This window comes from Novosphingobium tardum, assembly GCF_042652045.1.
Classification (GTDB): Bacteria; Pseudomonadota; Alphaproteobacteria; order Sphingomonadales; family Sphingomonadaceae; genus Novosphingobium; species Novosphingobium tardum.
The window spans coordinates 25,992-50,026 of sequence record NZ_JBHSDR010000003.1 but is presented as its reverse complement, the minus strand read 5'-3'; the positions used below and the strand labels follow the sequence as shown (position 1 = coordinate 50,026).

At 65.3% G+C, this 24,035-nt stretch carries 27 protein-coding genes and 2 tRNA genes; 14 read left to right on the top strand and 15 right to left on the bottom strand.

From position 1 onward, the window contains the following. Window positions 1–26: 26 nt before the first annotated feature. Complete coding sequence (gene aat / locus ACFO0A_RS00325) at window positions 27–824, bottom strand: leucyl/phenylalanyl-tRNA--protein transferase (protein WP_379536991.1); 798 nt, start codon at window positions 822–824, stop codon at window positions 27–29. Window positions 825–929: 105 nt separating this feature from the next. Between aat and ACFO0A_RS00320 the strand changes: the two genes are divergently transcribed. After that, window positions 930–1,005, top strand: a tRNA-Trp gene (locus ACFO0A_RS00320). A gap of 55 nt (window positions 1,006–1,060) precedes the next feature. Here the strand turns inward: ACFO0A_RS00320 and ACFO0A_RS00315 are convergent. Both ACFO0A_RS00315 and ACFO0A_RS00310 read right to left on the bottom strand, forming a co-directional pair. Next, entirely contained in the window at window positions 1,061–2,002 is a 942-nt protein-coding gene (locus ACFO0A_RS00315) for a hypothetical protein (RefSeq protein ID WP_379536990.1), read from the bottom strand. Window positions 2,003–2,156: 154 nt separating this feature from the next. After that, window positions 2,157–2,894, bottom strand: a complete 738-nt coding sequence (locus ACFO0A_RS00310; protein WP_379536989.1) for an OmpA family protein — start codon at window positions 2,892–2,894, stop codon at window positions 2,157–2,159. Window positions 2,895–3,164: 270 nt separating this feature from the next. Between ACFO0A_RS00310 and ACFO0A_RS00305 the strand changes: the two genes are divergently transcribed. The 6 genes from ACFO0A_RS00305 (at window position 3,165) to rplA (ending at window position 6,511) form a co-directional block, all read left to right on the top strand. Further along, window positions 3,165–3,482, top strand: a complete 318-nt coding sequence (locus ACFO0A_RS00305) for a hypothetical protein (protein WP_379536988.1) — start codon at window positions 3,165–3,167, stop codon at window positions 3,480–3,482. A gap of 94 nt (window positions 3,483–3,576) precedes the next feature. Beyond that, the gene (locus ACFO0A_RS00300; protein WP_379536987.1) at window positions 3,577–4,314 is read left to right on the top strand and encodes a TonB family protein; all 738 of its coding nucleotides are present in this window, start codon (window positions 3,577–3,579) and stop codon (window positions 4,312–4,314) included. Between the two features lie 172 nt (window positions 4,315–4,486). Beyond that, window positions 4,487–4,681, top strand: coding sequence for a preprotein translocase subunit SecE (gene secE, locus ACFO0A_RS00295; RefSeq protein WP_379536986.1), 195 nt, complete (start codon window positions 4,487–4,489; stop codon window positions 4,679–4,681). Window positions 4,682–4,716: 35 nt separating this feature from the next. Continuing rightward, window positions 4,717–5,253: a transcription termination/antitermination protein NusG gene (gene nusG / locus ACFO0A_RS00290; RefSeq protein WP_379536985.1), complete on the top strand. Its 537-nt coding sequence runs from the start codon at window positions 4,717–4,719 to the stop codon at window positions 5,251–5,253. A gap of 123 nt (window positions 5,254–5,376) precedes the next feature. After that, complete coding sequence (rplK, locus tag ACFO0A_RS00285) at window positions 5,377–5,808, top strand: 50S ribosomal protein L11 (protein WP_379536984.1); 432 nt, start codon at window positions 5,377–5,379, stop codon at window positions 5,806–5,808. Between the two features lie 4 nt (window positions 5,809–5,812). Continuing rightward, window positions 5,813–6,511, top strand: coding sequence for a 50S ribosomal protein L1 (gene rplA, locus ACFO0A_RS00280; protein ID WP_379536983.1), 699 nt, complete (start codon window positions 5,813–5,815; stop codon window positions 6,509–6,511). 78 nt (window positions 6,512–6,589) lie between these two features. Here rplA and ACFO0A_RS00275 read toward each other — a convergent pair whose 3' ends face one another. The 4 genes from ACFO0A_RS00275 to ACFO0A_RS00260 form a co-directional block, all read right to left on the bottom strand. Continuing rightward, window positions 6,590–7,351, bottom strand: coding sequence for a PilZ domain-containing protein (locus ACFO0A_RS00275; RefSeq protein ID WP_379538125.1), 762 nt, complete (start codon window positions 7,349–7,351; stop codon window positions 6,590–6,592). A gap of 178 nt (window positions 7,352–7,529) precedes the next feature. After that, complete coding sequence (locus ACFO0A_RS00270; RefSeq protein WP_379536982.1) at window positions 7,530–8,087, bottom strand: hypothetical protein; 558 nt, start codon at window positions 8,085–8,087, stop codon at window positions 7,530–7,532. Window positions 8,088–8,092: 5 nt separating this feature from the next. Next, on the bottom strand, window positions 8,093–8,866 hold the full coding sequence (locus ACFO0A_RS00265; RefSeq protein WP_379536981.1) for a competence/damage-inducible protein A: 774 nt from the start codon (window positions 8,864–8,866) through the stop codon (window positions 8,093–8,095). A 75-nt stretch (window positions 8,867–8,941) separates the two neighbouring features. Next, a complete protein-coding gene (locus tag ACFO0A_RS00260; RefSeq protein WP_379536980.1) occupies window positions 8,942–10,477 on the bottom strand; it encodes a flavin-containing monooxygenase in 1,536 nt (511 codons plus the stop codon). Window positions 10,478–10,564: 87 nt separating this feature from the next. Here ACFO0A_RS00260 and ACFO0A_RS00255 point away from each other — a divergent pair, with 87 nt between their 5' ends. Both ACFO0A_RS00255 and ACFO0A_RS00250 read left to right on the top strand, forming a co-directional pair. Continuing rightward, on the top strand, window positions 10,565–11,539 hold the full coding sequence (locus ACFO0A_RS00255) for a magnesium and cobalt transport protein CorA (RefSeq protein WP_379536979.1): 975 nt from the start codon (window positions 10,565–10,567) through the stop codon (window positions 11,537–11,539). A gap of 86 nt (window positions 11,540–11,625) precedes the next feature. Next, window positions 11,626–12,576, top strand: a complete 951-nt coding sequence (locus ACFO0A_RS00250) for a cation diffusion facilitator family transporter (protein ID WP_379536978.1) — start codon at window positions 11,626–11,628, stop codon at window positions 12,574–12,576. A 169-nt stretch (window positions 12,577–12,745) separates the two neighbouring features. Here the strand turns inward: ACFO0A_RS00250 and rimO are convergent, their stop codons facing one another. After that, window positions 12,746–14,119 (bottom strand): 30S ribosomal protein S12 methylthiotransferase RimO, encoded by a 1,374-nt coding sequence (gene rimO, locus ACFO0A_RS00245; RefSeq protein WP_379536977.1) that lies wholly within the window; start codon window positions 14,117–14,119, stop codon window positions 12,746–12,748. Between the two features lie 115 nt (window positions 14,120–14,234). On the opposite strand from rimO, the gene ACFO0A_RS00240 reads away from it, so the two are divergent. After that, window positions 14,235–14,651: a DUF1761 domain-containing protein gene (locus tag ACFO0A_RS00240; RefSeq protein WP_379536976.1), complete on the top strand. Its 417-nt coding sequence runs from the start codon at window positions 14,235–14,237 to the stop codon at window positions 14,649–14,651. Here ACFO0A_RS00240 and ACFO0A_RS00235 read toward each other — a convergent pair. The 5 genes from ACFO0A_RS00235 to ACFO0A_RS00215 form a co-directional block, all read right to left on the bottom strand. After that, window positions 14,648–15,388 (bottom strand): peptidoglycan DD-metalloendopeptidase family protein, encoded by a 741-nt coding sequence (locus tag ACFO0A_RS00235; protein ID WP_379536975.1) that lies wholly within the window; start codon window positions 15,386–15,388, stop codon window positions 14,648–14,650. The two genes, ACFO0A_RS00240 and ACFO0A_RS00235, sit on opposite strands and share 4 nt — an antisense overlap. A 35-nt stretch (window positions 15,389–15,423) precedes the next feature. Beyond that, window positions 15,424–16,188 (bottom strand): 5'/3'-nucleotidase SurE, encoded by a 765-nt coding sequence (surE, locus tag ACFO0A_RS00230; protein WP_379536974.1) that lies wholly within the window; start codon window positions 16,186–16,188, stop codon window positions 15,424–15,426. Then, a complete protein-coding gene (gene serS, locus ACFO0A_RS00225; RefSeq protein ID WP_379536973.1) occupies window positions 16,188–17,468 on the bottom strand; it encodes a serine--tRNA ligase in 1,281 nt (426 codons plus the stop codon). Before serS ends, surE begins: the two co-directional genes overlap by 1 nt. A 68-nt stretch (window positions 17,469–17,536) precedes the next feature. After that, the gene (locus ACFO0A_RS00220; protein WP_379536972.1) at window positions 17,537–17,728 is read right to left on the bottom strand and encodes a YgaP family membrane protein; all 192 of its coding nucleotides are present in this window, start codon (window positions 17,726–17,728) and stop codon (window positions 17,537–17,539) included. A 67-nt stretch (window positions 17,729–17,795) separates the two neighbouring features. After that, window positions 17,796–19,820, bottom strand: a complete 2,025-nt coding sequence (locus ACFO0A_RS00215) for a winged helix-turn-helix domain-containing protein (RefSeq protein ID WP_379536971.1) — start codon at window positions 19,818–19,820, stop codon at window positions 17,796–17,798. Between the two features lie 248 nt (window positions 19,821–20,068). Between ACFO0A_RS00215 and ACFO0A_RS00210 the strand changes: the two genes are divergently transcribed. Both ACFO0A_RS00210 and ACFO0A_RS00205 read left to right on the top strand, forming a co-directional pair. Continuing rightward, window positions 20,069–21,013, top strand: a complete 945-nt coding sequence (locus ACFO0A_RS00210; protein ID WP_379536970.1) for a TolB family protein — start codon at window positions 20,069–20,071, stop codon at window positions 21,011–21,013. After that, window positions 21,003–21,269 (top strand): hypothetical protein, encoded by a 267-nt coding sequence (locus ACFO0A_RS00205; protein WP_379536969.1) that lies wholly within the window; start codon window positions 21,003–21,005, stop codon window positions 21,267–21,269. Before ACFO0A_RS00210 ends, ACFO0A_RS00205 begins: the two co-directional genes overlap by 11 nt. An 82-nt stretch (window positions 21,270–21,351) precedes the next feature. Here ACFO0A_RS00205 and ACFO0A_RS00200 read toward each other — a convergent pair. Further along, a tRNA-Val gene (locus tag ACFO0A_RS00200) sits at window positions 21,352–21,426 on the bottom strand. An 88-nt stretch (window positions 21,427–21,514) separates the two neighbouring features. Between ACFO0A_RS00200 and ACFO0A_RS00195 the strand changes: the two genes are divergently transcribed. After that, window positions 21,515–21,823, top strand: a complete 309-nt coding sequence (locus ACFO0A_RS00195) for a DUF3297 family protein (RefSeq protein WP_379536968.1) — start codon at window positions 21,515–21,517, stop codon at window positions 21,821–21,823. Between the two features lie 7 nt (window positions 21,824–21,830). On the opposite strand, the gene ACFO0A_RS00190 is transcribed toward ACFO0A_RS00195, so the two are convergent. Beyond that, complete coding sequence (locus ACFO0A_RS00190) at window positions 21,831–22,544, bottom strand: CHAP domain-containing protein (protein WP_379536967.1); 714 nt, start codon at window positions 22,542–22,544, stop codon at window positions 21,831–21,833. 116 nt (window positions 22,545–22,660) lie between these two features. Between ACFO0A_RS00190 and der the strand changes: the two genes are divergently transcribed. Then, a complete protein-coding gene (gene der, locus ACFO0A_RS00185; protein ID WP_379536966.1) occupies window positions 22,661–24,031 on the top strand; it encodes a ribosome biogenesis GTPase Der in 1,371 nt (456 codons plus the stop codon). Window positions 24,032–24,035: the final 4 nt, after the last annotated feature.

Sequence of the window (24,035 nt, the reverse complement as noted above, 5' to 3'; positions counted from 1 at the left end):
GCGCTCAACGTCGTGCAGCACCCGGTTTACGATGTCTGGGTCAAGGCCTGCGCGATGAACTTCCCGGGCGAGGAAGCGAAGCCCGCCGCAGCAGCGTCGGCAAGCAGCGCCGCAAAGCCGGCCGGCAAGTCAGCGACGCCAACGCCCGCGCCGTCGCCTTCGGCGCTTCCATCTCCTGCGCCGTCGCCCGCGGCCTCAGCCGACGCTGCACGGACGGACGGCAACCCCACCGGTCGCTGAGCGTCGCGCAGCAGCGCGAGATACTGCGCCTGCGTGATCTCCACCGCGCCCAGCGAGGCGAGATGGCTGGTCATGAACTGGCAATCGAGCAATTCCGCGCCGGCGCGGCGCAGCGCGGCGACCAGCCAGACAAGCGCGACCTTCGATGCGTCGGGCACCCGGCTGAACATGCTCTCGCCGCAGAAGACGCGGCCGAACCCCACACCATAGAGTCCTCCGACCAGCTCACCGCCCTGCCAGCATTCGATCGAATGCGCCGCGCCCCGGGCATGAAGCAGGTGATAGCTCGCGGCGATCCGGCGACTGATCCAAGTGTCGCTGCGGTCCGGCGCCACATCCGCGCAGGCCGCGATCACGGCGTCGAAAGCGGTGTTGCAGGTCACCTCGAAGCGCCCGCGCCGGAGCGTCCGTGCTAGCGACCGCGAGAGCCTGAGCCCGTCGAGCGGCAGGATCGCCCGCAGATTGGGCTCGACCCAGAAAATCTCGGGATCGTCGCGTCCGTCCGACATAGGAAAGATGCCGTGCCCGTAGGCTCGCAGCAGCAGGTTGGGATCGATCGGTTCAGGTGTGGACGTGGCGTGCATCGCAAATGCCACCTTGCCCGCCCGACGCGGCCTTGTCAGCCGCCGTCGAGGGGCAAAGGGCGGTTGTCATCCGGTCGCGGCCCCTGTAGAGGCCGCTGCCGCTGCAGGAGTGTAGCTCAGTTGGTAGAGCATCGGTCTCCAAAACCGAGGGCCGTGGGTTCGAGTCCCTCCACTCCTGCCAGTCTTTCCCTACCGGAAACGGGCCGACATGGTCGGCAAGGCTGCCTTCTGGGCGCCTAGTTACGCTTGGCGATGAATGCCCCTCCGGCTGTCTGCTGGCTCCCGTCGATCGGCGAGGCATAGGTGAACCGCAGCCCGCCGATCAGCTCTTCAGCGCCCGGTCCGGTAAAGCGGCCGCTGATCGGGTAGTCTAGTCCCTGGCCGGATTGATAAAATGCGGGAATCCCGGTGGAGTAGACAAGGCTGAGGCGATCGACTGGCGCCAACGGGCGGTAATCGGCAAGCCCCAGTTGCGGCGAGTATGAAATCTCCGCCGACTTTGCGTCGAAATCGAATGTGACCGTCACGGTTCCCTTCAGCGAAGCGTTGTAGTCCGCGCCGTCGGACCGATACTTTTCGGTCGTGATCCCTTCGAGAAATCCTGTGTAGGTGACTTTGCCGGTGAGCGGCACGCCGGCTTGCGGCGTCGCGATCCCGAAGGCGGTGCTTCCTCCCCCGGTTGATTGCCGGAAGCCCCAGGTCGCCAGGTTCGAGTACATGTACTTCGTGGTCGGATTGGCCGACGCGAATGACGCGCGGGTCAGGACGAACACGTTGTTGTCCGCGACAACGAAACTCGACCACGGATCCTGTCCGGACACGCTCGGATCGCGAACAAGCGGCTGCGGCGTCGTGTTGCCGGGATAGGTAACCAGATAATGTCCGGTCGACGCCTCGTAGCTCACGGTCAGGCCTCCGTCCGTGAGCGGATAGCGACCTTCTGCCGCGAATGTCTGTGAAGTCGAAACGCTCCCGATGATCCGGTCGGTGGCGCCGCTGCTCGAAGGAGTCGGCGTGCCCGAAGGAGATGGAGAAGGAGATGGCGACGGTCCGGGCCCCATGATCACAGGCCCCCCTCCGGAACTCGCCCCTCCGCCGCCACAGGCGGCAAGGACGAGGGCCAAAGCGCAAGCCGCGCCGCCGAGTGCCGGAGGGCGATGGTATTGATGGCGAAGCATTGTTTTCACTCCTGATCGAAATCAGGAGGAAGGATCGGCCCGCTTCATGGCGATAGCCATGATGGCGAGCCGATGTTTTGCCGATGATCGCGGCTTTCAGCCGAGAATACGACCCCGCCGGTTCACGGCAGCACCAATTCGAACGAGGCGGGCGTTACTTGATCCGGACCACCTCGACGCGGCGGTTCGCGGCCGAAGCGGCGCTGGTTCCCTCCAGCGGACGATCGAAACCATAACCGCGGACATCGAAGCGGGCACGGTCCGCGCCCTTGCCGACGAGGTAGTCGACCACGGCCTGAGCGCGGCGCTTTGACAAGTCGAGGTTCGATTCGCGAGTGCCGACCGCGTCGGTGTGGCCTTCGATGCTGAAGCGCATGCCCTTGAGCAGGGGAGACTTCAGCGCCTCGACGAACTTGATCGCCTCGCGCTGGCCGGGCTCGCTCAGCTCGGCGGATCCCGTGAGGAAGCTGACGCGCAGATCGGCGCGGCCGGGCGCCATCGTGCGGATGACTGGGGCAGGCGCGGGCTTGCGGCCCGGCGCGGTGCTGGCAATCGGGCGCTTGGTCGGCTGGCCGGCAATCCTGGCCTTGGCCGGGGCAGGCGTAGCTGCAACAACAGCCGCGGCCGGAGCAGGATCGGCGTGACGCGCAATTTTGAAGCCGCGCGTGGCCGAGATGCGCGCACCGCTCTTCACGGCGGGGGCGGCAGTATCGCCCGGTCCAGGTGCCGCCTCATCGACTGGAGCTTCGGTCGGGCACTGGCCCGACAGCTGGCATACCAGATCCTGGCTGGTCTGCTCGTCGGCCGGGGCGCTTTGCGCCAGTGCGACGGGCGCCGCCAATGCGCTGCCCGCTAGCAGAAGGGCGGCGGCAAAGATCGAATTCTTGCTCATGGCGAAACTCCCGGAATGCCACGCGCGCGCTGCCTTCGATGGCATACGGCGCAAAGATAATGGCGACCCCTCGCTGAATGATGCCTTAGCAGCATTTTCGAACATGCTAACGTGCCCAGCGGACCTTGCAATGCTTTCGGTCACAGCCGCGCGACGCTTGGATGAACGTTGCACAACGAGGCCGTCAGGCACCCGACATGCAACCAAACCCAGTGCTGCACGTTCCCCCTAGCGACCCGATTTTCTCGTAAACATGGCAAGGAATTCAACATGCGCAATTTCATCATGTCTCTCAGCGCCATGGCCCTTGCGGTCCCCGTGGCGGCCTCGCTGCCGCTTCCGGGTGACACCGCGGTCGCCAGCACGCGCCACTATTCCAGCACCGCGCACTACAAGCGCTGCCGCTATTCGAAGGGCACCACGGGCCTCGTCGTCGGCGGCGTCGGCGGTGCGGTCGTGGGCAGCAAGGTGATCGGCCACGGTATCGTCGGTGCGGTAGCGGGTGCAGCGGGCGGCGCTCTCGCGGGCCGGGCGATCGACCGCTCGCTCACGGCGCACAAGCGCTGTGTCCGGTATTACCGCCGCTAAGCTCTTCGTCGACGCTTGAGCGGAAACGATTGAATAATGCGCCGTCGTCCGCGATCCGTGGACGGCGGCGCTTTCGTCTGACTAACGGAAGACGATGTACCGTTCCCTCGCCCAGAAAAGTCCTCTTGCCCGGCTCGGTCCCGCGTTTGCGGCGATACTGATCAATCTTGGACTTGCCTGGCTTCTCGTCTTCGGGCTTTCCGCGAACGGCGTGGTCACGCGAACTCAGGCGTTGGTATCGGTGGCGTTATCTCGCCCGCCCGTGCCGCCGCCTCCTGCTCCGATCCCGCCGCCACAGCCGCGAGTATCGAGCGAGGCGTCCGGCAAGGCTTCGCCGCCTAACATCCGCAGCAAGGCCGCGCAGGTCTTCGCGCCGCCCGTGGCGAGATTCACTCCCCCGCCGCTGCCGACCGCGCCGAAACCGGGTACTGGATCCCAGACAACCCAAGGGGCCGCACCCGTTACGGGCCCGGGCACCGGTGCGGGCGGCTATGGCAACGGTACGGGCTCGGGCGGCGAGGGCGACGGGACGGGTGGCGGAGGCAGCGATCCCGACTGGGTCGGTGGTCGGATCAAGGACCGCGACTATCCGCTCGCCGCACGCCAGGCGCAGGCGGGGGGCACGACGCAGACGACGCTTGCGATCGGCACCGATGGCCGCGTCCGGTCGTGCCGGGTCACCCGTTCGAGCGGAAACGCGCAGCTTGACGAAACGACCTGCCAGCTGGTGCTCCAGCGGTTCCGCTTCCGGCCGGCGCGCGATGCCGCGGGACGGACGGTCCCTTCGACGGTCGATTACGATCAGGTGTGGACGCTGCACCCGGGGGATTGAGGCGCGCGCCCAAGCCCGTGCGCTTGCCTTGCGCGCGCGGTGCGGCTAAGGGCGCCTTGTCTTCCGACATCGGAAATCACGCTTCCCCCCGGCCACCGCCGGGGCGGCGTTGTTCCCGGCGGCGCGCAGGACTATATTCGTTTTCGTTTTTTGCAGGTGGAAGCAGGCAGGCATGGCCAAGACCAGTCCCGGTGAATTCATGCGCCAGGTCCAGGCCGAAGCGCGCAAGGTCGTCTGGCCGTCGCGGCAGGAAACCGTGGTCACCGCCGTAATGGTGGGGATCATGATGGTGATCCTCGCGGTGTTCTTCCTGGGCATCGACACGCTGTTCGGCTGGGTTGTTCGCCAGCTTCTCACGCTCGCCTGACCGGCCTCGCGGTTTCAGGACAGACAAGGGTAATCATGGCTCGCTGGTACATCATCCACGCCTATTCCGGGTTCGAGAACAAGGTCCGCGAATCGATTCTCTCGGAAGCCGAGCGGATGGGTCTGGCCCAGCTCGTCGAGGCGGTCGAAGTGCCGACCGAGACGGTCACCGAGGTCAAGCGCGGCAAGAAGGTGCAGGTCGAGCGCAAGTTCATGCCGGGCTACGTCCTGGCCAAGCTCGCGCTGAACGATGACGTTTATCACCTCGTGAAGAACACGCCGAAGGTCACTGGCTTCCTCGGCCCCAACGGCAAGCCGCAGCCGATCAGCGAGGGTGAGGCCGCGCGTTACTTCGGCGCGCGCGAACAGGCCGCCGCCCAGCCGCGCCAGAAGGTTTCGGTCGATTACGAGATCGGCGATTCGGTCAAGGTTCTCGACGGTCCCTTCGCCAGCTTCAACGGGCTGGTCGAGGAACTTGATTTCGACAAGAACCGGGTCAAGGTGTCGGTATCGATCTTCGGTCGTGCCACGCCGGTCGAGCTCGACTTCGAGCAGGTCGAACTGGCCAAGTAGGAATTACCGCCGCAACGCGGCGTAATGGGGGCCTCGTGCCCCATCACCGCGGGAGAGGGTTCGCCCTTGTCTGACCGCTTACTCTGAGGGGCTCGTCCCCGACAGGAAGAAAGGAGGCCCATCGTGGCCAAGAAGATCGAAGGCTATATCAAGCTGCAGGTGCCCGCGGGCTCTGCGAATCCGTCACCGCCGATTGGTCCCGCTTTGGGCCAGCGCGGCGTGAACATCATGGAATTCTGCAAGCAGTTCAATGCTGCCACGCAGGAGATGGACAAGGGCGTGCCCCTGCCGACCGTGATCACCGTGTTCGCCGACCGCAGCTTCACGTTCGTCACCAAGACGCCGCCGGCGTCGTTCCTGATCAAGAAGGCCGCCAACCTGAAGTCGGGCTCGAAGGAGCCGGGCAAGGTTTCGGCCGGAAAGATCACCCGCGCGCAGCTCAGCGAGATCGCCCAGATGAAGATGGCCGATCTCAACGCTAACGATATCGATGCCGCGACGCGGATCATCGAAGGCAGCGCCCGCGCGATGGGCCTCGAAGTGGTGGAGGGCTGAACCGATGGCACAGACCAAGAAGCAGAAGGCGCTCGCGACCAAGCTGGGCGACAACATGAAGCACTATGGCGTCGCCGAGGCGATCCAGTTGCTCCGTGACCTCAAGACCACCAAGTTCGACGAAACCGTCGAAGTGGCCTTGAACCTGGGCGTCGATCCGCGCCACGCCGACCAGATGGTCCGCGGCATGGTGACCCTGCCTTCGGGTACGGGCAAGGACGTGAAGGTTGCCGTGTTCGCGCGTGGCGACAAGGCCGAGGCCGCTCTCGCTGCCGGGGCCGACAAGGTCGGCGCCGAGGACCTGATGGAAGACATGCAGGCCGGCAACCTCGATTATGGACGGGTCATCGCGACGCCGGACATGATGGGCGTGGTCGGTCGCCTGGGCAAGGTGCTGGGTCCCAAGGGCCTGATGCCGAACCCCAAGCTGGGAACGGTCACCCCGAACGTCGCTGAAGCCGTCAAGGCTGCAAAGGGCGGCCAGGTCGAATTCCGCGTCGAAAAGGCGGGGATCATCCATTCGGGCATCGGCAAGCTGTCGTTCTCGGACGAGGCGCTGCGCGCCAACTTCGATGCGTTCGTCGATGCGATCGTCAAGGCAAAGCCGGCCGGCGCCAAGGGCAAGTATCTTCGCAAGGTGTCGGTCAGCTCGTCGATGGGCCCGGGCCTGAAGATCGACGTGGCCGAAGTTCACAACGGCTGATCAGTCCGGCTTGAGCCGCTGCTACGAAAATGCCGGCGGGAGCGATCCCGCCGGCATTTTTCTTTGAATTGCGCGCGCTTAGTCTAGCGGCAGGTCGAGTTCGATCGAGCCGGGCGGAAGGCTGATTCCGGCCCGCCCCTCGCGCATCCAGACGATGCGACCCTCGAGCGGAGCGAAACCTTCAAACGCGACGGGCACTCGGTCACCGATCCGGGCGTGCAAATCGGTGCGCAGCATAAGCCCGCTCGAAGACACGTTTTCCACGGTCGCTTCGGCCTTGCGCACGGTCAGCGTCATGGGACCGGTCGTCAGAGTATCACCATGGCGCGGCTCGCGCCGCCCGTCCATCCGGCGCGCGACGTTACGCCGGATAGCCCCGAAAAGACCCGAGCCGACCGGTCTTTTGCGCAATTCCAGCGGGCTGGCTGAATGCCCCGACACGCCGCCGAGAATCTGTTCGCGCCGCGTAACCTGGCCGTTTGGGGCGGATCGGATTGCAGGCTCCGGAAAAAGTGGGACGACGTTGGGCGAGGGGTCCCACGGCATGTAACGGGCGGCGACTGCAGGGTGCAGGGGGCTTTCGAACCTCACCCCGGCGCTGGTGCCGCTGGACCAGGCAATGCGACTGACCAGGCTGTCGAGACCTGGCAGGCGGATCCAGATCGACGTGCCTTGGGCATGGATGCCCGCGCCCTCGATCCGGCAGCCGTGGGTCGAAAGATCGCTGGCCATGACCGGAACGGCAGAGCGGCTGCGCTCGCGGGCCGAGATAGAAAGGCTCACGGGCGCGCGGGAAATTGCCCTCTTCTCGACGAATTTCTCGCCTGACCCCGTTTGCATTTGCACGTCACGTCCCCTCGAAATGCTCGCGCACTCCCGGCCAACGGACGGGAAATGGGCTTCTGTGTCGAGGTTGCGTGATGCATCGGACGGGTCAATCGCACCGTCGCGCCTGTTTCATTTCCAGAACGAGCGCGGGCAAAGTGTTAACGCGGCATCAACCATGATCGCTGCGCGTTCAGTCCGCGATGTTGGCGCTCGTGTAACATTCGATGACCAGCGCGATGGGCTTGCCGTCCGCGGCCTTCAGCAGACCGCGATGGGTCAGGATTGTGTCGGCCGGACACGAGATGTCGCGGCCGTGGCGAACCGGCAGTCGCGTGCGCGTGTATCGGGTGGGGGCGGCGGCGATTCCGAAGGGCGTGTGGCCATCGGCCAGCAGGTCGTTGACACTTTCCGGCAGGCGGGCCGGAACGTACCAGTTGTGTGCCTCGGACAAGGTAAGCGCGCCGCAGCGCAGGCCGACGTGGCGATAGCCGAGCGGCTCGTCTGCACCGACTTCGAGAAGCGCCCGCAGGTCGGCTGGCGGTGCGGCCGGAGGGCCCTCGAGCGGTGCCGCGGTGATTTCGTGGGCTTCGGCGAGCCCGCGCGCCGCGCACCATTGGGCAAGAGCCGCAGTCGCACTGTCATGAGACAGGAGGACTTGCTCGAAGGCCTCGACCCGCGCCTGCGGACCTGCGCAGGCGGCAAGGGGAACGGCCGCGAGCAGCCACGGATAGGCCGGAGGGAGTCGCATGCGGGTCAGATGCCTCCCGGCGTAACCTCGCGGCCCATCGCCTCGAGACCGGCCACGACGTCGGACAGGCATGCCGCGAGCGCCCCGGCATCGGTCGAGCGGACGACGAAGTTGGCCCCCACCCGCCCCTCGCGAAAAAAGGGATAGCTGCCGATCTGGCACCCGGCGTGGTTCTTTTCCGCCGTCCGCAGGAGGTCCGCGACCTCGCTTTCGGCGACCCAGCAGCCGACCTGCTCGCTCAACAGCGGAAGGCCGCCTTCGAGCGTCCCGGTCAGCGCATGGAGCATGCCGGCGGTAATGTGCGGCACCCCGGCCATCAGGAACACGTTACCGATCTTCAGGCCAGGCGCCCCCGACATGCGGTTCTCGATGAGTTCCGACCCGGCCGGCGCTCGAGCCATACGCAGTCGTCCTTCGTTGAGGCCGCCGCGCGTCGCGTAATAGCTCTCGAGGATCGCGCGGGCGCGCGGATTGATTTCGACGTCCACGCCCAGCGCGCGGGCGACCGCGTCGACGGTGATGTCATCGTGCGTGGGGCCGATGCCGCCGGTGGTGAACAGGTAGTCGTTGCGGGCGCGCAGCGCGTTCACTGCCTCGATGATGGCATCCTCCACGTCGGGGACGATGCGGACTTCGGCCAGGCGGATGCCCTGGACGCCAAGCCAGCTTGCGACTTGCGCGATGTTCTTGTCGTGCGTGCGGCCCGAAAGAATCTCGTCGCCGATCACGACGAGCGCGGCGGTCCAGATTCGTCCGGGATCGGGGGGTCCGTCAGGCATGGTGCCGGGTTACGCGAAACCGCACGGACTGCAAGTGCCCCGGCGCCTGCCGCCGAGGCCCGGCACTTCGTAGGCCTATTCGGCTGCCTCCAGTTCGGATTCCGCCGCTGCGGCGGGCCGCGCGACCGCATGGGCCTTCGAGAAGGTCAGGATGCCGTCGTCGATTGGCGCACTGCGCATGTCCTTCTTGTCGCGGACATATTCCTGGTTCAGCCGCCACGGCAGGTTCTTGGCGCTCTTGGGCAGCTCGTGGATCGAGCGCTGGATGTAGCCCGACGAGAAATCGAAGATGTTGTCGTCCTCGATCTTGGCATCGTTGGCCATGACCGGCGTCGCGATCTCGGCACCAACCTTGTCCATGTGCGCGATGACGCGGCAAACGTACTGCGCGACGATATCCGTGCGCAACGTCCATGAAGCGTTGAGATAACCGAACACGACCGCGAAATTGGGCACGTTCGAGAACATCGCGTTGCGGTAGTAATAGCGTTCGTTGAAACGCACTTCCTCGCCGTCGACGCTGATCGCGATCTTGCCCGCGACGGCGAGCTTCAGGCCTGTGGCGGTCACGATTATGTCGGCATCGATATGCTTGCCGGACTTGAGGGCGATCCCGGTCTTGTCGAACGTCTCGATGTGGTCGGTAACGATCTCCGCCTTGTCGGCCTTGATCGCCTCGAACAGGTCGGCATCGGGAATCAGGCACAGCCGCTGTTCCCACGGATTGTAAGGCGGGGTGAACGCGACGGGATCGTATCGGTCGCCAAGGTGCTCCTTGGCCATTTTGGTCAGGGCATCCTTCACCTTCTGCGGCTTGTTGCGCGCGGTCTTGAAGGTGATGTCCTGCATGAAGACGTTCTTCTTGCGCGTGATCGCATAGGCCCAGGTCTCGGGCAGGAACTTGCGCAACGTGTTGGCGAACTTGTCCTTCGCGGGGCGCGCGGCGTACCACGTCGGCGTGCGTTGCAGCATCGTGACATGTGCTGCTTCCCGGGCCATTGCCGGGACGATCGTCGCGGCGGTCGCGCCGGAACCGATCACCACGACACGCTTGCCCGCATAATCCAGGTCTTCCGGCCAGAACTGGGGATGGACGATTTGCCCGCCGAACTTCTCGCGGCCAGGAAACTGCGCGTCGTAGGGTTGGTCGTAATCGTAGTAGCCCGAACCGAGGAACAGGAAGTTCGCGGTCAGAACGCTGTGCGAGCCGTCGTCACCCTCGGTGGTTACCGTCCAGCGCGCGGTCTCGGTGTCCCAGGCCGCGGACACGACCTTCTGGCCAAAGCGGATGTTCCCCCGCAGGCCACGATCGTCGACGATCTTGTTGAGGTAATCGAGGATGGCAGGTCCGTCGGCAATCGACTTCTCGTGCTTCCACGGCTCGAACACGAAGCCGAGCGTGTGCATGTCGCTGTCCGAACGGATGCCGGGATAGCGGAACAGGTCCCACGTTCCGCCCAGGTTCTGGCGGCGCTCGAGCAGGGCGAAACGCTTGCCGGGATTGTTCCGCTGAAGGTGGACAGCCATCCCAATGCCGGAAATCCCCGCACCTACGATCAGCATGTCAAAGTCGGTGTCGGCACGGGTGATCGGTGACACGGCGGCGTTCATCGGCAGAGTCCTCTCGAATTTTGACACGAGTGTAAGCGGGAATTTGAGCGATTGCCAGCGTCCTCGCCCCCTGCCAAATCCTCTGCCATGACGATCGTGAATGCCCGCCGCTACATCGCCGGGGAACGCAGTCCCCACTCGCTGCCGATCGACGGTGCCCCGCGCGAGGCGCTCCCTTCGGGCAGCTTTGATTGGATCGGGGTGGCGGAGCCTTCGGCCGAGGAGATGGCAGCGCTGCAGAGCCAGTTCGGCCTTCACCCGCTGGCGGTGGAGGATGCGCTCAATCCGGCGCAGCTTCCCAAGCTGGAGACTTACGGAAAGCAGCTGTTCCTCGTCGCACGGACGGCCGCACTGTCGGCGGATGAGGTCATCGATTATGGTCAGACTGCGTTCTTCATCGGCTGCGATTTCCTGATCACGGTCCGCCATGGCAGCGAGCGCGGCCATCATGAAGTGCGGCGCCGCCTGGAAAGCGGTCCGGACCGCATGGCGGAAGGACCGGATTATGTTCTTCATGCCGTGCTCGACTTCATCGTCGACGGGTATGGTCCGCTCCTCGACCATCTCGAGACTGCGGTGCAGGAGATGGAGGAACGCGCGATCGACGAGTTCCCCGAACAGATTACGATCCGCCGGATCTTTCGCCTGCGCCGCCAACTGCGCCGCTTTGTCCGCGTCGTCGGTCCGATGGAGGAGCTTTGCGACCGGCTGGTGAATACCGAACTGCCGGCGATCGACCCCGCGGCGCGCGTCTGGTTTCGCGACGTTCTCGATCACATGCGGCGGGCAATGACGCGGCTCGTGGGACTGAAGGAAACCCTGACCTCTATCGTCGAGACTGCGGCGCTGCTCGAATCGCACCGCCAGGGCGAGATGACCCGCCAGCTCGCTTCGTGGGCCGCGATCCTGGCAGTGCCGACTGCGATCGCCGGCATCTATGGGATGAACTTCCGCTTCATGCCGGAGCTTGAGTGGAGATACGGCTACTTCATCGTGCTGGGGACGATCTTCGCTATCTGTGGCGCGCTATATGTGCGCTTTCGCCGGATCGGCTGGCTCTAGCAGAGCCGCACGGCTCGGTTTCCGTGGAGCCTAACGGCTTGCGGATCGTTTAGGGCGCCAGTGCGCACAAGGGGCAAGAACGAAAAATGGCAGGTGGATCGACCCGGACGATCGTAATCGCGCTGGCCGCGAACGTCGGCATCGCGGCGGCAAAGTTCGTCGCCGCGGCAATCACGGGATCCTCGGCGATGCTGACCGAAGGCGTCCACAGTCTCGTCGACAGCACAAACCAGCTCCTGCTGCTCTACGGGCGAAAGCGCGCGGCACGGCCTGCTGATACGCTCCATCCTTTCGGATACGGGCGCGAGCTTTATTTCTGGAGCTTCGTGGTCGCGATCCTCGTGTTCTCGCTGGGTGCGGGCGTTTCGATCTACGAAGGCATCATCCACATTCTCCATCCCGAAAAAGCGACCAGCCCCCTCATTGCTTTCATCGTGCTTGGCGTTGCGTTTGCGCTGGAGGGGTGGTCGACGCTCGAGGCGAAGAAGGAATTCGACGAGACCCGCGACGGACGCAGCTGGCTGAAGGCGATCACGTTTTCAAAGGATGCCCCGACGATCATCGTATTGCTGGAGAACGGCGGAGCGCTGGTGGGGCTGGTCTTCGCAGCGATCGGGCTGACGATCAGCCTCATCACCGGCAATCCCTTCTGGGATGGCCTGGCGTCGGTGTTCATCGGGCTGGTGCTTGGCGCGCTCGCGATCCTGCTGCTCAACGAATCGAAGGGCCTCCTGATCGGCGAAGCGGCCGACCCCAAGCTGGTTCAGGCGATCTCGGATTGCGCGGCGGGGCATGCCGGAATCGTTGCGATCCAGCAGATTCTCACTGTTCACTCTTCGCCTGAAATGGTGACCGCGATCATCAGCGCGGACTTCGAGGACGACCTTACCGCGGGCCGCGTCGAGGAGATCGTGCGCGACATCGAGCAAACGATTGCACGCAGCTTTCCGATCGTCGCGCGGGTTTTCGTCCGCCCGATCGACAGCAGCACGCCGCCGAAGCAGCTTGCTGGTCCCGAAGGGGTAAATCGGCTCTAAGCCCGCATATAGGCCCGAAAAAAAAGCCCGGGCGTCGCCGCCCGGGCTTTGGAAGTTTTGGGAGAGGATGCCTAAAAGGCACGGTCGTTGTGCACTGCAGCGAAATTTACCGCAATTGCGAAAATGAATAATTTGAATTGATTTTTTCGCAACCGGACGGCCGTGCGAGTCAGCCGATCACCCCGAACAGGTCGTGCTCGTCCGCATCTTCGATGTTCGCCATGACAATATCCCCCGGCGCAAGCGTTGTGGGGACATTGCGCAGGAATACGTTGCCGTCGATCTCGGGCGCATCGGCCTGGCTGCGCGCGGTGGCTCCTATGTCACCATCCTCGTCCGGCACGCCGACTTCGTCGACAATCACCGGAAGGATGCGGCCGATCTTCCCGGCCAGCTTTGCGGCGCTGATTGCCGCGGTCTTTTCCATGATCCGGGCGTAGCGTTCTTCCTTGACCTCTTCGGGCACGGGATCGGGAAGCGCGTTGGCGGCAGCGCCTGCGACGGGTTCGAATCGGAAGGCGCCGACGCGATCGAGCTGCGCCTCGCCGAGCCAGTCGAGAAGATACTGGAAATCGGACTCGGTCTCGCCAGGAAAGCCGACGACGAATGACGAGCGGATCGCGATGTCGGGACAGGTAGCGCGCCAGGCGGCGATACGTTCGAGAACGCGCGCCTCGTTGGCGGGCCGCTTCATCGCCTTGAGAACGGATGGCGATGCGTGCTGGAAGGGGATGTCGAGATACGGCGTCAGCAGTCCTTCGGCCATCAGCGGGATGACCTGATCGACGTGCGGATAGGGATAGACATAGTGAAGCCGGACCCACGGCGCCTGCCCGGCGGGCGTGCGCAGGCCGCCCAGTTCCCGCGCGAGATCGGTCATGTGGGTCCGGACTTCGCGACCCTTCCAGCTGCGCGTCTCGTGACGCACGTCGACACCATAGGCCGAGGTATCCTGGCTGATGACGAGCAGTTCCCTGGTGCCCGCAGCGACCAGCTTTTCGGCTTCGCGCAGGACCGCGTCGATCCGCCGGCTGGCCAGCTTGCCGCGCAGCGAGGGGATGATGCAAAAGGCGCACGCGTGATTGCAGCCCTCGGAAATCTTCAGGTAGCTGTAGTGACGCGGGGTCAGCTTGATATCGATGTCGGAAGGCTGGGGAATCAAATCGACGAATGGCCCCTGGCTTGGCGGCGCGGCTTCGTGGACCGCCTCGACGACCGCTTCGTATTGCTGCGCGCCGGTGACCGCGAGGACGCCTGGGAACCGCGCGCGGATCACCTCGGCCTCGTTGCCCATGCACCCGGTCACGATCACGCGGCCGTTTTCCGCGATCGCCTCACCGATCGCGGCAAGGCTTTCCTCCTTGGCCGAATCGAGAAAGCCGCAGGTGTTCACCAGCACTACGTCCGCGCCGGCGTAGTCGGGGCTCATCGAATAGCCATCGGCGCGCAGCCGGGTGAGGATGCGCTCGCTATCGACCAGCGCCTTGGGGCAGCCGAGCGACACCATGCCGACGCGCCGTGCTTCAGGAATTACAGTTGCCATGATTGGCGCGGCCCATAGTCCAAATCGCGCGCGCAGTCACCCATGGTGAATCCGGCCGCCGATTGCCTCGCTGCCGGGACGCGCCTAATCTGCCATCCGCAAAAGGAATATCCCCATGGGTCCGCTAAATCTGCTCGGCATCGTCGTTGCCGCGCTCGCTTCGTTCGTCACCGGGCTGGTGTGGTATGGCTTGCTGTTCGGTCGGGCCAAACAAGCGGCAGTCGGACCGGGCGGGCTGATGGCGCGTTCGCGGCCGTGGCGCACGATTGGGATAACGCTGGCGCTCGCGCTCATTTCGGCGTTCATGCTCGGGCACATGTTCGCGCGGATCGGACCGGCAACGCTGGGGGCGAAACCCTGGCTCTACTTCATGATGTCTGGCGGACTCGCGCTGGCGTTCGTGATCCCGGCGCTGTGGACCAGCTACCTGCACCAGAAGATCGCGACCGCCGTTGCGATGATCGACGCGGGCTATTGGCTCGTCGCCTATCTGCGATGGGCGCGGTGTTCTGGATCCTTGGTTAGGCGCTAGAGCCGCGGCGGCAGCAGCGGAACCGGGTCGACCGGCTGGTTGTCGTGGCGCAGTTCGAAATGAAGCTGCGCGTTCCCCGCGGGACGACCCGGAGCGACGAATCCGAGGCGGGAATTGGCGCCGACCTTCTCACCTGCGCTCACCACCAACTTGCCGAGATGGCCATAGGCGCTGACCCAGCCCGCGCCGTGATCTATCAGCACGACCTGGCCATAGCGGGACGGCTCCTCGCCAGCGAACAGGACAGTTCCGGCCGCCGCCGCGCGTACTGCGGTGCCGCCGTGTGCCGAAATCGCGATGCCGCGGCCGTCTGCGCCGCTGCCGAATTCCTCCGCCAGCAACCCGTCGACAGGCCAGACAAAGCGAGGCGCGCCCGCCGGACGCATAACCGAAGAACCCATCGCCGGCGTCTGGGACGGCGGACGCCGCACCGGCGCCTGATCGGTGACGCGGGGCGGCAGTGGCTGGACGACGGGACGGCTCTCGCTCGGCCGAACGGGAGCACTGCGTCGGCTATCCGGCAGGACCAGGCGCTGCCCGATGCGGATGAGATAAGGCGGCGGCAGCGCGTTCGCGCGGGCCAGCGCGCCCATGTCGACACCCAGCCGCGCCGCGATGTGCGATAGGGTATCGCCTGGTCGCACGGTGTAACTCGCGCGCTGGTCCCGCTCGTCGCGGGAGGGCGGGGCACGTTCTGGCCTGCGCTCTCCGCTGCTGACACATGCACTCAGTAGCATCGCGGCGAGGGCCACTGAAAAACCGGCGCGGGGCCTCATTGGGCGTAGCGCTCCGCAAGCGCGCCAAGGGCAGCGTGGTCGGTCAGGTCGAGCTGGAGAGGCGTGACGGAGATGTAGCCATCCGCAATGGCCTCGAGGTCCGTCGCGTGGCCCGGCGTATGCTCGATCGCGTGAAGCCCGAACCAGAAGTAGCGATAGCCGCGGGGATCGGTGCCCTCGACGATGCTGCCGCGCGAGTAGTCGTGAAAGCCCTGCGCGGCGAGCTTGATCCCGCGCACTTCCTCTGCGGGCAACGCAGGAAAGTTGATGTTGATCAGCGTTCGTTCGGGCAAGTGGGCATCGAGCAGCGGTCGGAGGGCCTTTGCGCCCCACGCGGCAGCGGCGGCGAAGGGAACCGTGTCTCCCATGCCTTCGCGCGCATAGACCTGGCTCAACGCGATCGAGCGTATTCCGGCGAGCGCTCCCTCGATCGCGGCCGATACCGTTCCCGAATACGTAATGTCGTCGCCCAGGTTTGCCCCGCGATTGACGCCCGAAAGGATCAGATCCGGCGGTCCGTCCATTAATTTGCGCAGCGCCATCATGACGGAATCGGTCGGCGTGCCGCTGACCGACCAGCGGCGCTCGTCATGCTGGCGCAGGCGCACCGGGCGCGACAAGGTTAGCGAGTGGCCGGCGCCGGATTGTTCCTCGCCCGGAGCGCAGATCCACACGTCGTCCGACAACTCGCGCGCAATCGCCTCGAGCACTTCGAGCCCGGGGGCATGGATTCCGTCGTCGTTGGTCAGGAGGATGCGCATCAGGCCGCGGGCTCCAACCGCATGATCCCGCCCATGTAGGGCGCGAGCACCGCCGGGACATCGACCGAACCATCCTCGCGCTGGTAGTTCTCGAGCACGGCGACCAGCGTGCGTCCCACGGCAAGGCCCGACCCATTGAGGGTATGGACGAATTCCGTCGCCTTGCTCCCCTCTGGCCGGAAACGGGTGTTCATTCGCCGTGCCTGGAAATCTCCGCAGTTCGAGCAGCTCGAAATCTCGCGATAGGTGTCCTGGCCGGGCAGCCACACTTCAAGGTCATAGGTCTTGATCGCGCTCGGCCCCATGTCGCCCGAGCACAGCAGCAGCTTGCGATAGGGCAATTCCAGCGCCTGGAGGACAGACTCCGCCGCGTGGGTCATCCGTTCGTGTTCGGCCTCGGCATCTTCAGGCCGCACGATGCTGACGAGCTCGACCTTTTCGAACTGGTGCTGACGGATGAAGCCGCGCGTGTCCTTGCCGGCGGCTCCTGCTTCCGACCTGAAGCAGGGGGTGAGCGCGGTCATGCGGATGGGAAGCGTGCCGGCATCGACGATCTGCTCGCGCACGGCGTTGGTCAGGCTGACTTCCGCGGTCGGAATGAGCCAGCGGCCGTCGGTCGTATGAAACAGGTCCTCGGCGAACTTGGGCAGCTGCCCGGTGCCGAACATCGCTTCGTCGCGGACGAGAAGCGGGGGCGAACACTCCACATAACCGTTCGTCCCGGTCTGAAGGTCGAGCATGAACTGGCCGAGCGCTCGCTGCAGGCGCGCCATCTGGCCGCGCACGAAGGTAAAGCGCGCACCCGCGATCGCGGCCCCGGTCTCGAAATCGAGACCCAGCGCAGGGCCAATGTCGGCATGTTCGCGGGGCGTGAAGGAAAAGGCGCGCGGCGTGCCCCACCGAGCGATCTCGCGGTTTGCGCTCTCGTCCGAGCCATCGGGGACGTCGGCGGCAGGAAGATTGGGAAACCCCGCGAGGGCATCGTGCAGCCGCGCGGTTAGCTCGCGGTCTTCCTGTTCCAGCGCCGGCAATGCGGTCTTGAGATCGGCGACCTCGGCCATGAGGGCGGCAGCATCGTCATCCCGCTTCTGCGCCTTGGCCGCGCCGATGGCCTTCGACGCTTCGTTGCGCCGATTCTGCGCTTCCTGCATCCTTGTCGCGACCGCGCGCCGCGCACTGTCGAGAGCGAGGATCGAGGCGGCAGCGGCGGGTAGTCCGCGCCGGGCAAGACCGGCGTCGAATGCTTCAGGATGGTCACGGATGAGGCGGATGTCGTGCATGGCAGCGGGCTATGCCGCCTTGCCTCGGCCGGTGCAAGGAACAGCCCGCCGGCCGCCCTTGTCATGCGCTAGCTGGCGTGGCGCGATCCTCGTTCGACGAGCGCCGTCAGCGGACAATATCCTGTAAGGCCGGTCAGGATCGCCGGGAGGCCCAGCCAGCCGAGGGGAATGCGCGGTCCGAACAGCGCGAGAGTGAGCAGCAGGAAGCCGATGATGATGCGAACGGCCTGTTCGGTGTAGGTGATGTTTTCCCGCGGCACGGCGATTCTCCTCTCCGACCCCCAAGAGGAACTTCGGGAGAAGAGGAAGGGACTGCTTTGACCACGATCAAACGGAGCGGCTGACAGCAGATTTTTGCTTCGCCGCGGTTCGCCCGGGGCTTCCCACCGTGCCGTCCACCCCTCTTTCAAGTCGGGCCGCCTCGGTCGCGCAATCATAGCGCAGGCCCGGTTCGGAGCAGAAGTCGGGCCATTGGTGCCGCGCGCGCCAGACCTTGAGTAGGCCAAGCCGCCCAATCGTCGCGAAGAAGCGAGGATCGCGCCGGATCGCTGCGGTGTCAGGCGTAAATAAGGATGACCATTGGTAATAGTTTTCGCCCCCGGGGGCGCGCTCCATCCATGTCAGCGCGCGCTCGGGATAACCCAATCGGGTTAGCGCAGCCGCGATCGTCCACGCGTTGATCGGGTCGGCGGCATAGGCAGCCGCAGCCTCGCGCTCAATAGCCGCGACATCGCGGGACGCAGGATCGACCCGTGCCAATACCTCGCGTCGTAACAACAGCGGTATGCTCGAGCGGGCAGGCAATTTGGCCTGAACGCGATCCAGTTCGGCCAGCGCCTCTCGCGGATCCTGGTTAAAGCGTAGCAAGAGCAACCGGTCCGTCGTGACCCATTGCTCGCTGGGCCAGATTCGTTCGGCCTCTATCTGCATCGCGCGTGCTTCCTCGATGCGGCCCACCGCCATAAGGCGTCGCTGGAGATTGCCGAAATCGATCGTGGAAGTCGGGTCGAGGGCGAGAGCGCGTTGCGCGGGGGCAAGGCTTGCGCGCACGTAGCCCGCGTTGAACAGCGCGAAGGATTGCACCCGATGGAGTGCGGGCAGTTCGGGTTCGGCCGCGATCCCCTTGGCGACAGTCGCGAACTGTTCCTCGCTGCCCTGCGGCGCAGCAAGCGCCAGCGCTTCATAGGCGCGCCCGACGTGAGGATCGAGGGCGAGGGCCTTCAAGGCGTACCGGCGCGTTTCGGCGCGAACAGCGGCTAGCCGCTGTGGAGGCGTTCCCGGAACCATTCCGGCCTGAAGCGTCGTCAGTGCCAGGCAAGCCCAGCCCGCTGCCACATCTGGCCGCCGCGCCACGATCTGCCGGGCCAGGCTCTCCCCACGCGCGGGGTCGCGCTGCATCACGGCATTGCAGGCGGCGAAGAACAGGCGGATCGAGGCAGCGTCCCCAAGGACTTTGGCCGAGCGCTCAAGCCCGCAGCGCATAACGCCCGCGGTGGCCATCGCCACTTGCTCACGCAACCGGTCGGGTGCGCCCGCGTTGGTGGCGAAACGGTCGGACCACAGAACCGACCCGTCGCTACCGTCGACTAGCAGGGGCCGCGCGACGAGCTGGTCGCCGTCGCGCTCGACAGCGATGCGGACGATGAGATCCTCCTTACGGGTTTCGTTGCCGACTTTCTCGACAAACGAGGCACGGCTTATGGCACCCGCCATTTGCGCCAGGTCGCCGGTCAGGGCGCTGGCGAATTCCTTGTCTTCGCGATTGGCGGCATTGCCGGCCATCGGCTCGACACCGATGGTTATTTCCTCGGCGGCGCGTGCCGATGAAAGAATCCCCCATGCTGCGCTGCCCATTCCGCCGAGCGCCACCAGTCCCAGGGCCGCGAGAGCCGTCTTGCGCCAGGTGTCTCGATGCAACGGACGCGTCCAGGGGACGTTGGTAGGCGAGCGGCCGGCCGTGGCGGGCGACTCTCCGGCGTTTTCTACGACCAGCCGGTAGCCGACCTTGGTCACGGTATCGAGGCGCACCGCACCTTCACCCAGATCAGCCAGCACGCGTCGCAGCTTAGACACCACGCGATTGATCGCATCGTCGCTGACTATCCGCCCGGCCCAGCAGGCGGCGATCAGATCATCGCGCGTCAGCGTGTGGCCAAGCGCAGATCGAAAGGTGATCAGCAATTGCAGCACCAGGGGCTCGAGCGTCTCGCTCCGCCCGGAGGCTTCGCTCAATTTGCGCAGCGCGGGTTCGACCCTCAGCGGACCCAGCGTGAACGCGGGGACGTGCGCCAGCGGCACCGGCGATGGTAGGACCGCGCCTTCAAAGTCGAACTGCAGCTTCTCGTCGCCCAAGGAGTCAACCTCCACTCTCGTCGGAATCGCGCCGCGTTCCGGAACCTAGTCCAAGATTCTCAAGCTCCCCAGAGATTTCGCGACTTTTGCGTCATGGTTCGGGAGAAGTCGGCGAGAAATCAGATTTCCATCGGCGCCGCGACAGGACTTGGCGAGGCATCGGGCCATGGTCACTCCAGGGGCATGGCAGGCGGCGAATCTCAGGTAACGAGCCTCCAGATGAGCTCCCGGCACAACAGGAGAGTTCGATGAAGCACATTTTTCGTCCCGGCCCAGGTCGCCGGGGAATTGCCATGGGGGCGGCACTGATCTCAGTCGCGCTTACCGGCACGCTGCTCGCGAAGACGTTCGGTGACTGGGGTGTCCCGGTGAGCGCCGAGCTTGGGTCGGACCCCACCCTCAATTCACCGTTCAGCGACGGTTGTCCGATCATGTCGCCCGACGGACTCAGTCTCTACACCGCAAGCAACCGGCCCGGCAGCATCAACGGCAGTCTCGATATCTGGGTGGCGCATCGCGATTCGACCACGTCGGGATGGGGGGCACCCGAACCCCTTCCGGCGCCAATCAACACCGCAGACAACGAATACTGCCCCGACCCCGTTCGCGGCAAAGGCCTGTTCTTCGTTCGCGCTCCCGCGGGTACAATGAACGGCGACATCTACCGCAGTCGGCTGGGCACTGCCGGCTGGGACGAACCGGAACTGCTCTCGGCAAACGTCAACAGTCCGGCACAGGAATGGAGCCCCGCCTACTTCGAGGACGACGCCGGCAACCAGGTGCTGTATTTCTCGAGCACGCGGAGCGGACGCCAGGCGATCTATTCCAGCGTCAACTTCGGTCCCGCGCAACCGGTCGCGGAATTAAACGCCGATGGCGACGCTGCACGGCCCAACGTCAGCCGCGACGGACGCGAGATCGTTTTCGATTCGAATCGTTCGCCCAACCTGGGTACCGGTACGCAGGACGTCTGGAGCGCCTCGCGCAATTCCACCTCCGAGCCGTGGTCCGCTCCGGAACACCTTGCGTCGGTCAGCAGCCCCGCCAATGACACTCGCGCGTCGCTTTCCTGGGACGGCACGTTCCTGCTGGTCGGCTCCAACCGCGAGGGCAGTGAACTTGGGTCCAATGGCGCTGCGTCGGTCGACGTCTATGTTTCGACGCGTCCGCGTGTTCTGGGCAATGGTCGCTAGGCCGGATCGCCACCTGATCGTCGTAGGCGCCGCGCTCCTCGCGGCCGGCGCCTACGGTGTGATCGCGCTTGGCGGTCGTGATCAGGCGGTCGTTGCGAGTGCTGATCCAATCCGACTGCCCGCCACTTCGCCCGCGCTTGGACTTCCTGCACCGCTGGAGACAGCTACCCCGGAGGTGGTTTCTCCAAGCAGCGCGATTGCGAACGGCGGCGCCGGCATCTGGTCCACTCCGGCGGACTTCGCCCCGCCCGATTAATAGCGGTTGGGCCGGACCTCTTGGCATCGTCGCCAATTCAGCATGGCATGGCCAGGCCATCCCTTACCTGCGATCGAAGGGATGGTGGGCGCGGCAGGGATTGAACCTGCGACCCCACCCGTGTGAAGGGTGTGCTCTACCACTGAGCTACGCGCCCGCTGCCGGGTTCCGGCGCGGCAAGGCGCGGCCCATACGCAAGCGTGCGCGAATTGACAAGCGGCGCTGCGTGCCTAGAGGCCGCTGCCATGAACGAAGAAACTTCACAGCCGGTTGAATCCTCCACCGCGGCCGACGTGCCCCCCGATCACCTCGCGATCAATCCGCGCAGCGAATGGTTCGACGGCGAGAAACTGGCCCGGGGCGTCGGTATACGGTTCAAGGGCGTCGAGCGCACCAACATCGAGGAATACTGCATTTCCGAGGGCTGGGTGCGCGTCCAGGCCGGGCGAACCACGGATCGCAAGGGCAATCCGCTGACGCTCAAGCTGACGGGCGAAGTCGAGGCCTGGTACCAGGATCTGGGCGAGGATGCCCCGGTCGCGAAAAAGGGCTGAGGCCGCCTTAGCTGACGCGTGCGATCAGGTCGCCGATCGGGTCCTGGCTGCGCGACCGGCTTGCGCTTTTCACCGGCTGGCGGGCTGCCGGGGCGTCCCCGGCAATTCCCTTGAGGAAATCGCTGCCGATGCGTGACGGCCGCGGCTTGGAAGCGGCATAGACTGTCCGCGCCAGCGGCTCGTCCGCTGCGGGCCGATCAGGATAGATGAAGCCGTTTACCGGCCAGTGCGTGGTTCCGAGCCCTCGGATCGGCGCGAACCAGACCCGCACTTCGCTCCAGTCGTTGGCTTCCGAAACATCCACCGCGCGCACGTCATCTTCGATCTGGCCGCGCCGCCCGTTGATCAGCGACCAGTTGGCGTGGCGCAGCAGGACGGTGCGCGAATCGATGATCCTGCTCACCGCGGCGACGTGTCCGAGGCGCATGTTCCCGTAAGGACGGAAGCTCATCACCGCGCCGACCCTTGGGCGAACGCCGCGAGCGTAATGTCCGGCGGCCTGGTCCCACCATGTATGGGCGTCGCCAAAGATGCGGATGCCCGACACCTGGCGGGCGTAGGGAACGCATTGGAGATAGGGCAGGGCCGATGTTCCAGCAGTTTCGCCGGTGTCGCTGGTCACAGCGTCGAAATCGGCCGAATCGGCCCTGGCGGGCACGGCGGCGAGTAATGCTGTCGATGCGGCAAGCGTCGCCGCGATGATCCCCGTTATTCCCCTCATGCCCGCCAATCTCGCGCGCGAACGGTTAATTTCGGGTTATCGACGGTAATTGATCGTTCGTTGCGCGGGCGAGATGGCGGCTTGCCTTGCGCGGCCCCGCGCGCCACGGGGTAGCGATGCTTCCCCAGGTCATCATCATCGGCCGGCCCAACGTGGGCAAATCGACCCTGTTCAACCGGCTGGTCGGCAAGCGCCTGGCGCTGGTCGACGACCAGCCGGGGGTGACGCGCGACCGTCGGATCGGCGAAGCGCACCTGCTGGGGCTCGACTTCGCGATCGTCGATACCGCTGGCTGGGAGGACGACGACCCGGAAAGCCTGCCGGGGAGGATGCGCGCGCAGACCGAAGCGGCGCTGGTCGGCGCCCGCGTCGCCCTGTTCGTGATCGATGCCCGCGCCGGGTTGACGCCGCTGGACGAAGAAATCGCTCGCTGGCTGCGCAGCTCGAAGGTGCCGGTCATCCTCGTCGCCAACAAGGCCGAAGGACGCGCCGGTGAGCAGGGCATCCTTGAAAGCTACGCGCTGGGTTTGGGCGATCCGATCGCCCTGTCCGCCGAGCATGGCGAGGGCATGGGCGACTTGTTCGAGGCGCTGCTTCCCCACTTCGCCCGGGAAGAGGCCGACGATTACGAGGCGGAGCCCGAATGGGACGAACTGACCGGCCCGCTCAAGCTCGCGATCGTCGGACGGCCTAACGCCGGCAAATCCACCCTCATCAACCGCATGCTGGGCCAGGACCGGCTCTTGACCGGCCCGGAAGCGGGGATCACGCGCGATTCGATTGCGGTCGACTGGGAATGGACCGATCCCAAGACCGACGAAGTGCGCCATGTCCGCCTGATCGACACGGCGGGAATGCGCAAGAAGGCGCGCGTCACCGAGAAGCTCGAGCGTCTGGCGGTGGCCGACGCCCGCCATGCGATTGACTTTGCGGAAGTCGTCGTCCTGCTGCTCGATGCCACCCAAGGACTAGAGCACCAGGACCTCAAGATTGCCTCGATGGTGCTGGAGGAAGGCCGGGCCCTGATGATCGCGATCAACAAGTGGGATGTCGCCGAAGGTCCGTCAGCCCTGTTCAACGGCATCCGCGCGGCGCTTGACGACGGACTTGCGCAAGTGCGCGGGGTGCCGCTCATCGCGGTCTCGGCGCGGACGGGCAAGGGCGTCGACCAGCTTCTGAGCGCTGCTTTCGAACTGCGCGAGGCATGGTCGAAGCGTGTTTCTACCGGCGCGCTCAATCGCTGGTTCGACCAGGCGCTCGAAGCCAATCCGCCGCCGGCGCCAGGGGGCAAGCGGATCAAGCTGCGCTACATTACCCAGGCCAAGACGCGCCCTCCCGGCTTTGTCCTGTTCGGAACGCGGCTCGATCTGCTTCCCGAAAGCTATCGCCGCTACCTGATCAACGGCATCCGCCGGGAGCTGGGGTTTGATGCCGTGCCGATCAGGCTAAACCTGCGCAGCGCGAAGAACCCGTTCGACAAGGACTGAATGG

Bases quoted from the DNA above. Each gene is read 5' to 3' on its own strand.
- aat (WP_379536991.1), bottom strand. From the start codon at position 824: ATGCACGCCACGTCCACACCTGAACCGATCGATCCCAACCTGCTGCTG.
- ACFO0A_RS00315 (WP_379536990.1), bottom strand. From the start codon at position 2,002: ATGCTTCGCCATCAATACCATCGCCCTCCGGCACTCGGCGGCGCGGCT.
- ACFO0A_RS00310 (WP_379536989.1), bottom strand. From the start codon at position 2,894: ATGAGCAAGAATTCGATCTTTGCCGCCGCCCTTCTGCTAGCGGGCAGC.
- ACFO0A_RS00305 (WP_379536988.1), top strand. From the start codon at position 3,165: ATGCGCAATTTCATCATGTCTCTCAGCGCCATGGCCCTTGCGGTCCCC.
- ACFO0A_RS00300 (WP_379536987.1), top strand. From the start codon at position 3,577: ATGTACCGTTCCCTCGCCCAGAAAAGTCCTCTTGCCCGGCTCGGTCCC.
- secE (WP_379536986.1), top strand. From the start codon at position 4,487: ATGGCCAAGACCAGTCCCGGTGAATTCATGCGCCAGGTCCAGGCCGAA.
- nusG (WP_379536985.1), top strand. From the start codon at position 4,717: ATGGCTCGCTGGTACATCATCCACGCCTATTCCGGGTTCGAGAACAAG.
- rplA (WP_379536983.1), top strand. From the start codon at position 5,813: ATGGCACAGACCAAGAAGCAGAAGGCGCTCGCGACCAAGCTGGGCGAC.
- ACFO0A_RS00275 (WP_379538125.1), bottom strand. From the start codon at position 7,351: ATGCAAACGGGGTCAGGCGAGAAATTCGTCGAGAAGAGGGCAATTTCC.
- ACFO0A_RS00270 (WP_379536982.1), bottom strand. From the start codon at position 8,087: ATGCGACTCCCTCCGGCCTATCCGTGGCTGCTCGCGGCCGTTCCCCTT.
- ACFO0A_RS00265 (WP_379536981.1), bottom strand. From the start codon at position 8,866: ATGCCTGACGGACCCCCCGATCCCGGACGAATCTGGACCGCCGCGCTC.
- ACFO0A_RS00260 (WP_379536980.1), bottom strand. From the start codon at position 10,477: ATGAACGCCGCCGTGTCACCGATCACCCGTGCCGACACCGACTTTGAC.
- ACFO0A_RS00255 (WP_379536979.1), top strand. From the start codon at position 10,565: ATGACGATCGTGAATGCCCGCCGCTACATCGCCGGGGAACGCAGTCCC.
- ACFO0A_RS00250 (WP_379536978.1), top strand. From the start codon at position 11,626: ATGGCAGGTGGATCGACCCGGACGATCGTAATCGCGCTGGCCGCGAAC.
- rimO (WP_379536977.1), bottom strand. From the start codon at position 14,119: ATGGCAACTGTAATTCCTGAAGCACGGCGCGTCGGCATGGTGTCGCTC.
- ACFO0A_RS00240 (WP_379536976.1), top strand. From the start codon at position 14,235: ATGGGTCCGCTAAATCTGCTCGGCATCGTCGTTGCCGCGCTCGCTTCG.
- ACFO0A_RS00235 (WP_379536975.1), bottom strand. From the start codon at position 15,388: ATGCTACTGAGTGCATGTGTCAGCAGCGGAGAGCGCAGGCCAGAACGT.
- surE (WP_379536974.1), bottom strand. From the start codon at position 16,188: ATGCGCATCCTCCTGACCAACGACGACGGAATCCATGCCCCCGGGCTC.
- serS (WP_379536973.1), bottom strand. From the start codon at position 17,468: ATGCACGACATCCGCCTCATCCGTGACCATCCTGAAGCATTCGACGCC.
- ACFO0A_RS00210 (WP_379536970.1), top strand. From the start codon at position 20,069: ATGAAGCACATTTTTCGTCCCGGCCCAGGTCGCCGGGGAATTGCCATG.
- ACFO0A_RS00205 (WP_379536969.1), top strand. From the start codon at position 21,003: ATGGTCGCTAGGCCGGATCGCCACCTGATCGTCGTAGGCGCCGCGCTC.
- ACFO0A_RS00195 (WP_379536968.1), top strand. From the start codon at position 21,515: ATGAACGAAGAAACTTCACAGCCGGTTGAATCCTCCACCGCGGCCGAC.
- ACFO0A_RS00190 (WP_379536967.1), bottom strand. From the start codon at position 22,544: ATGAGGGGAATAACGGGGATCATCGCGGCGACGCTTGCCGCATCGACA.
- der (WP_379536966.1), top strand. From the start codon at position 22,661: ATGCTTCCCCAGGTCATCATCATCGGCCGGCCCAACGTGGGCAAATCG.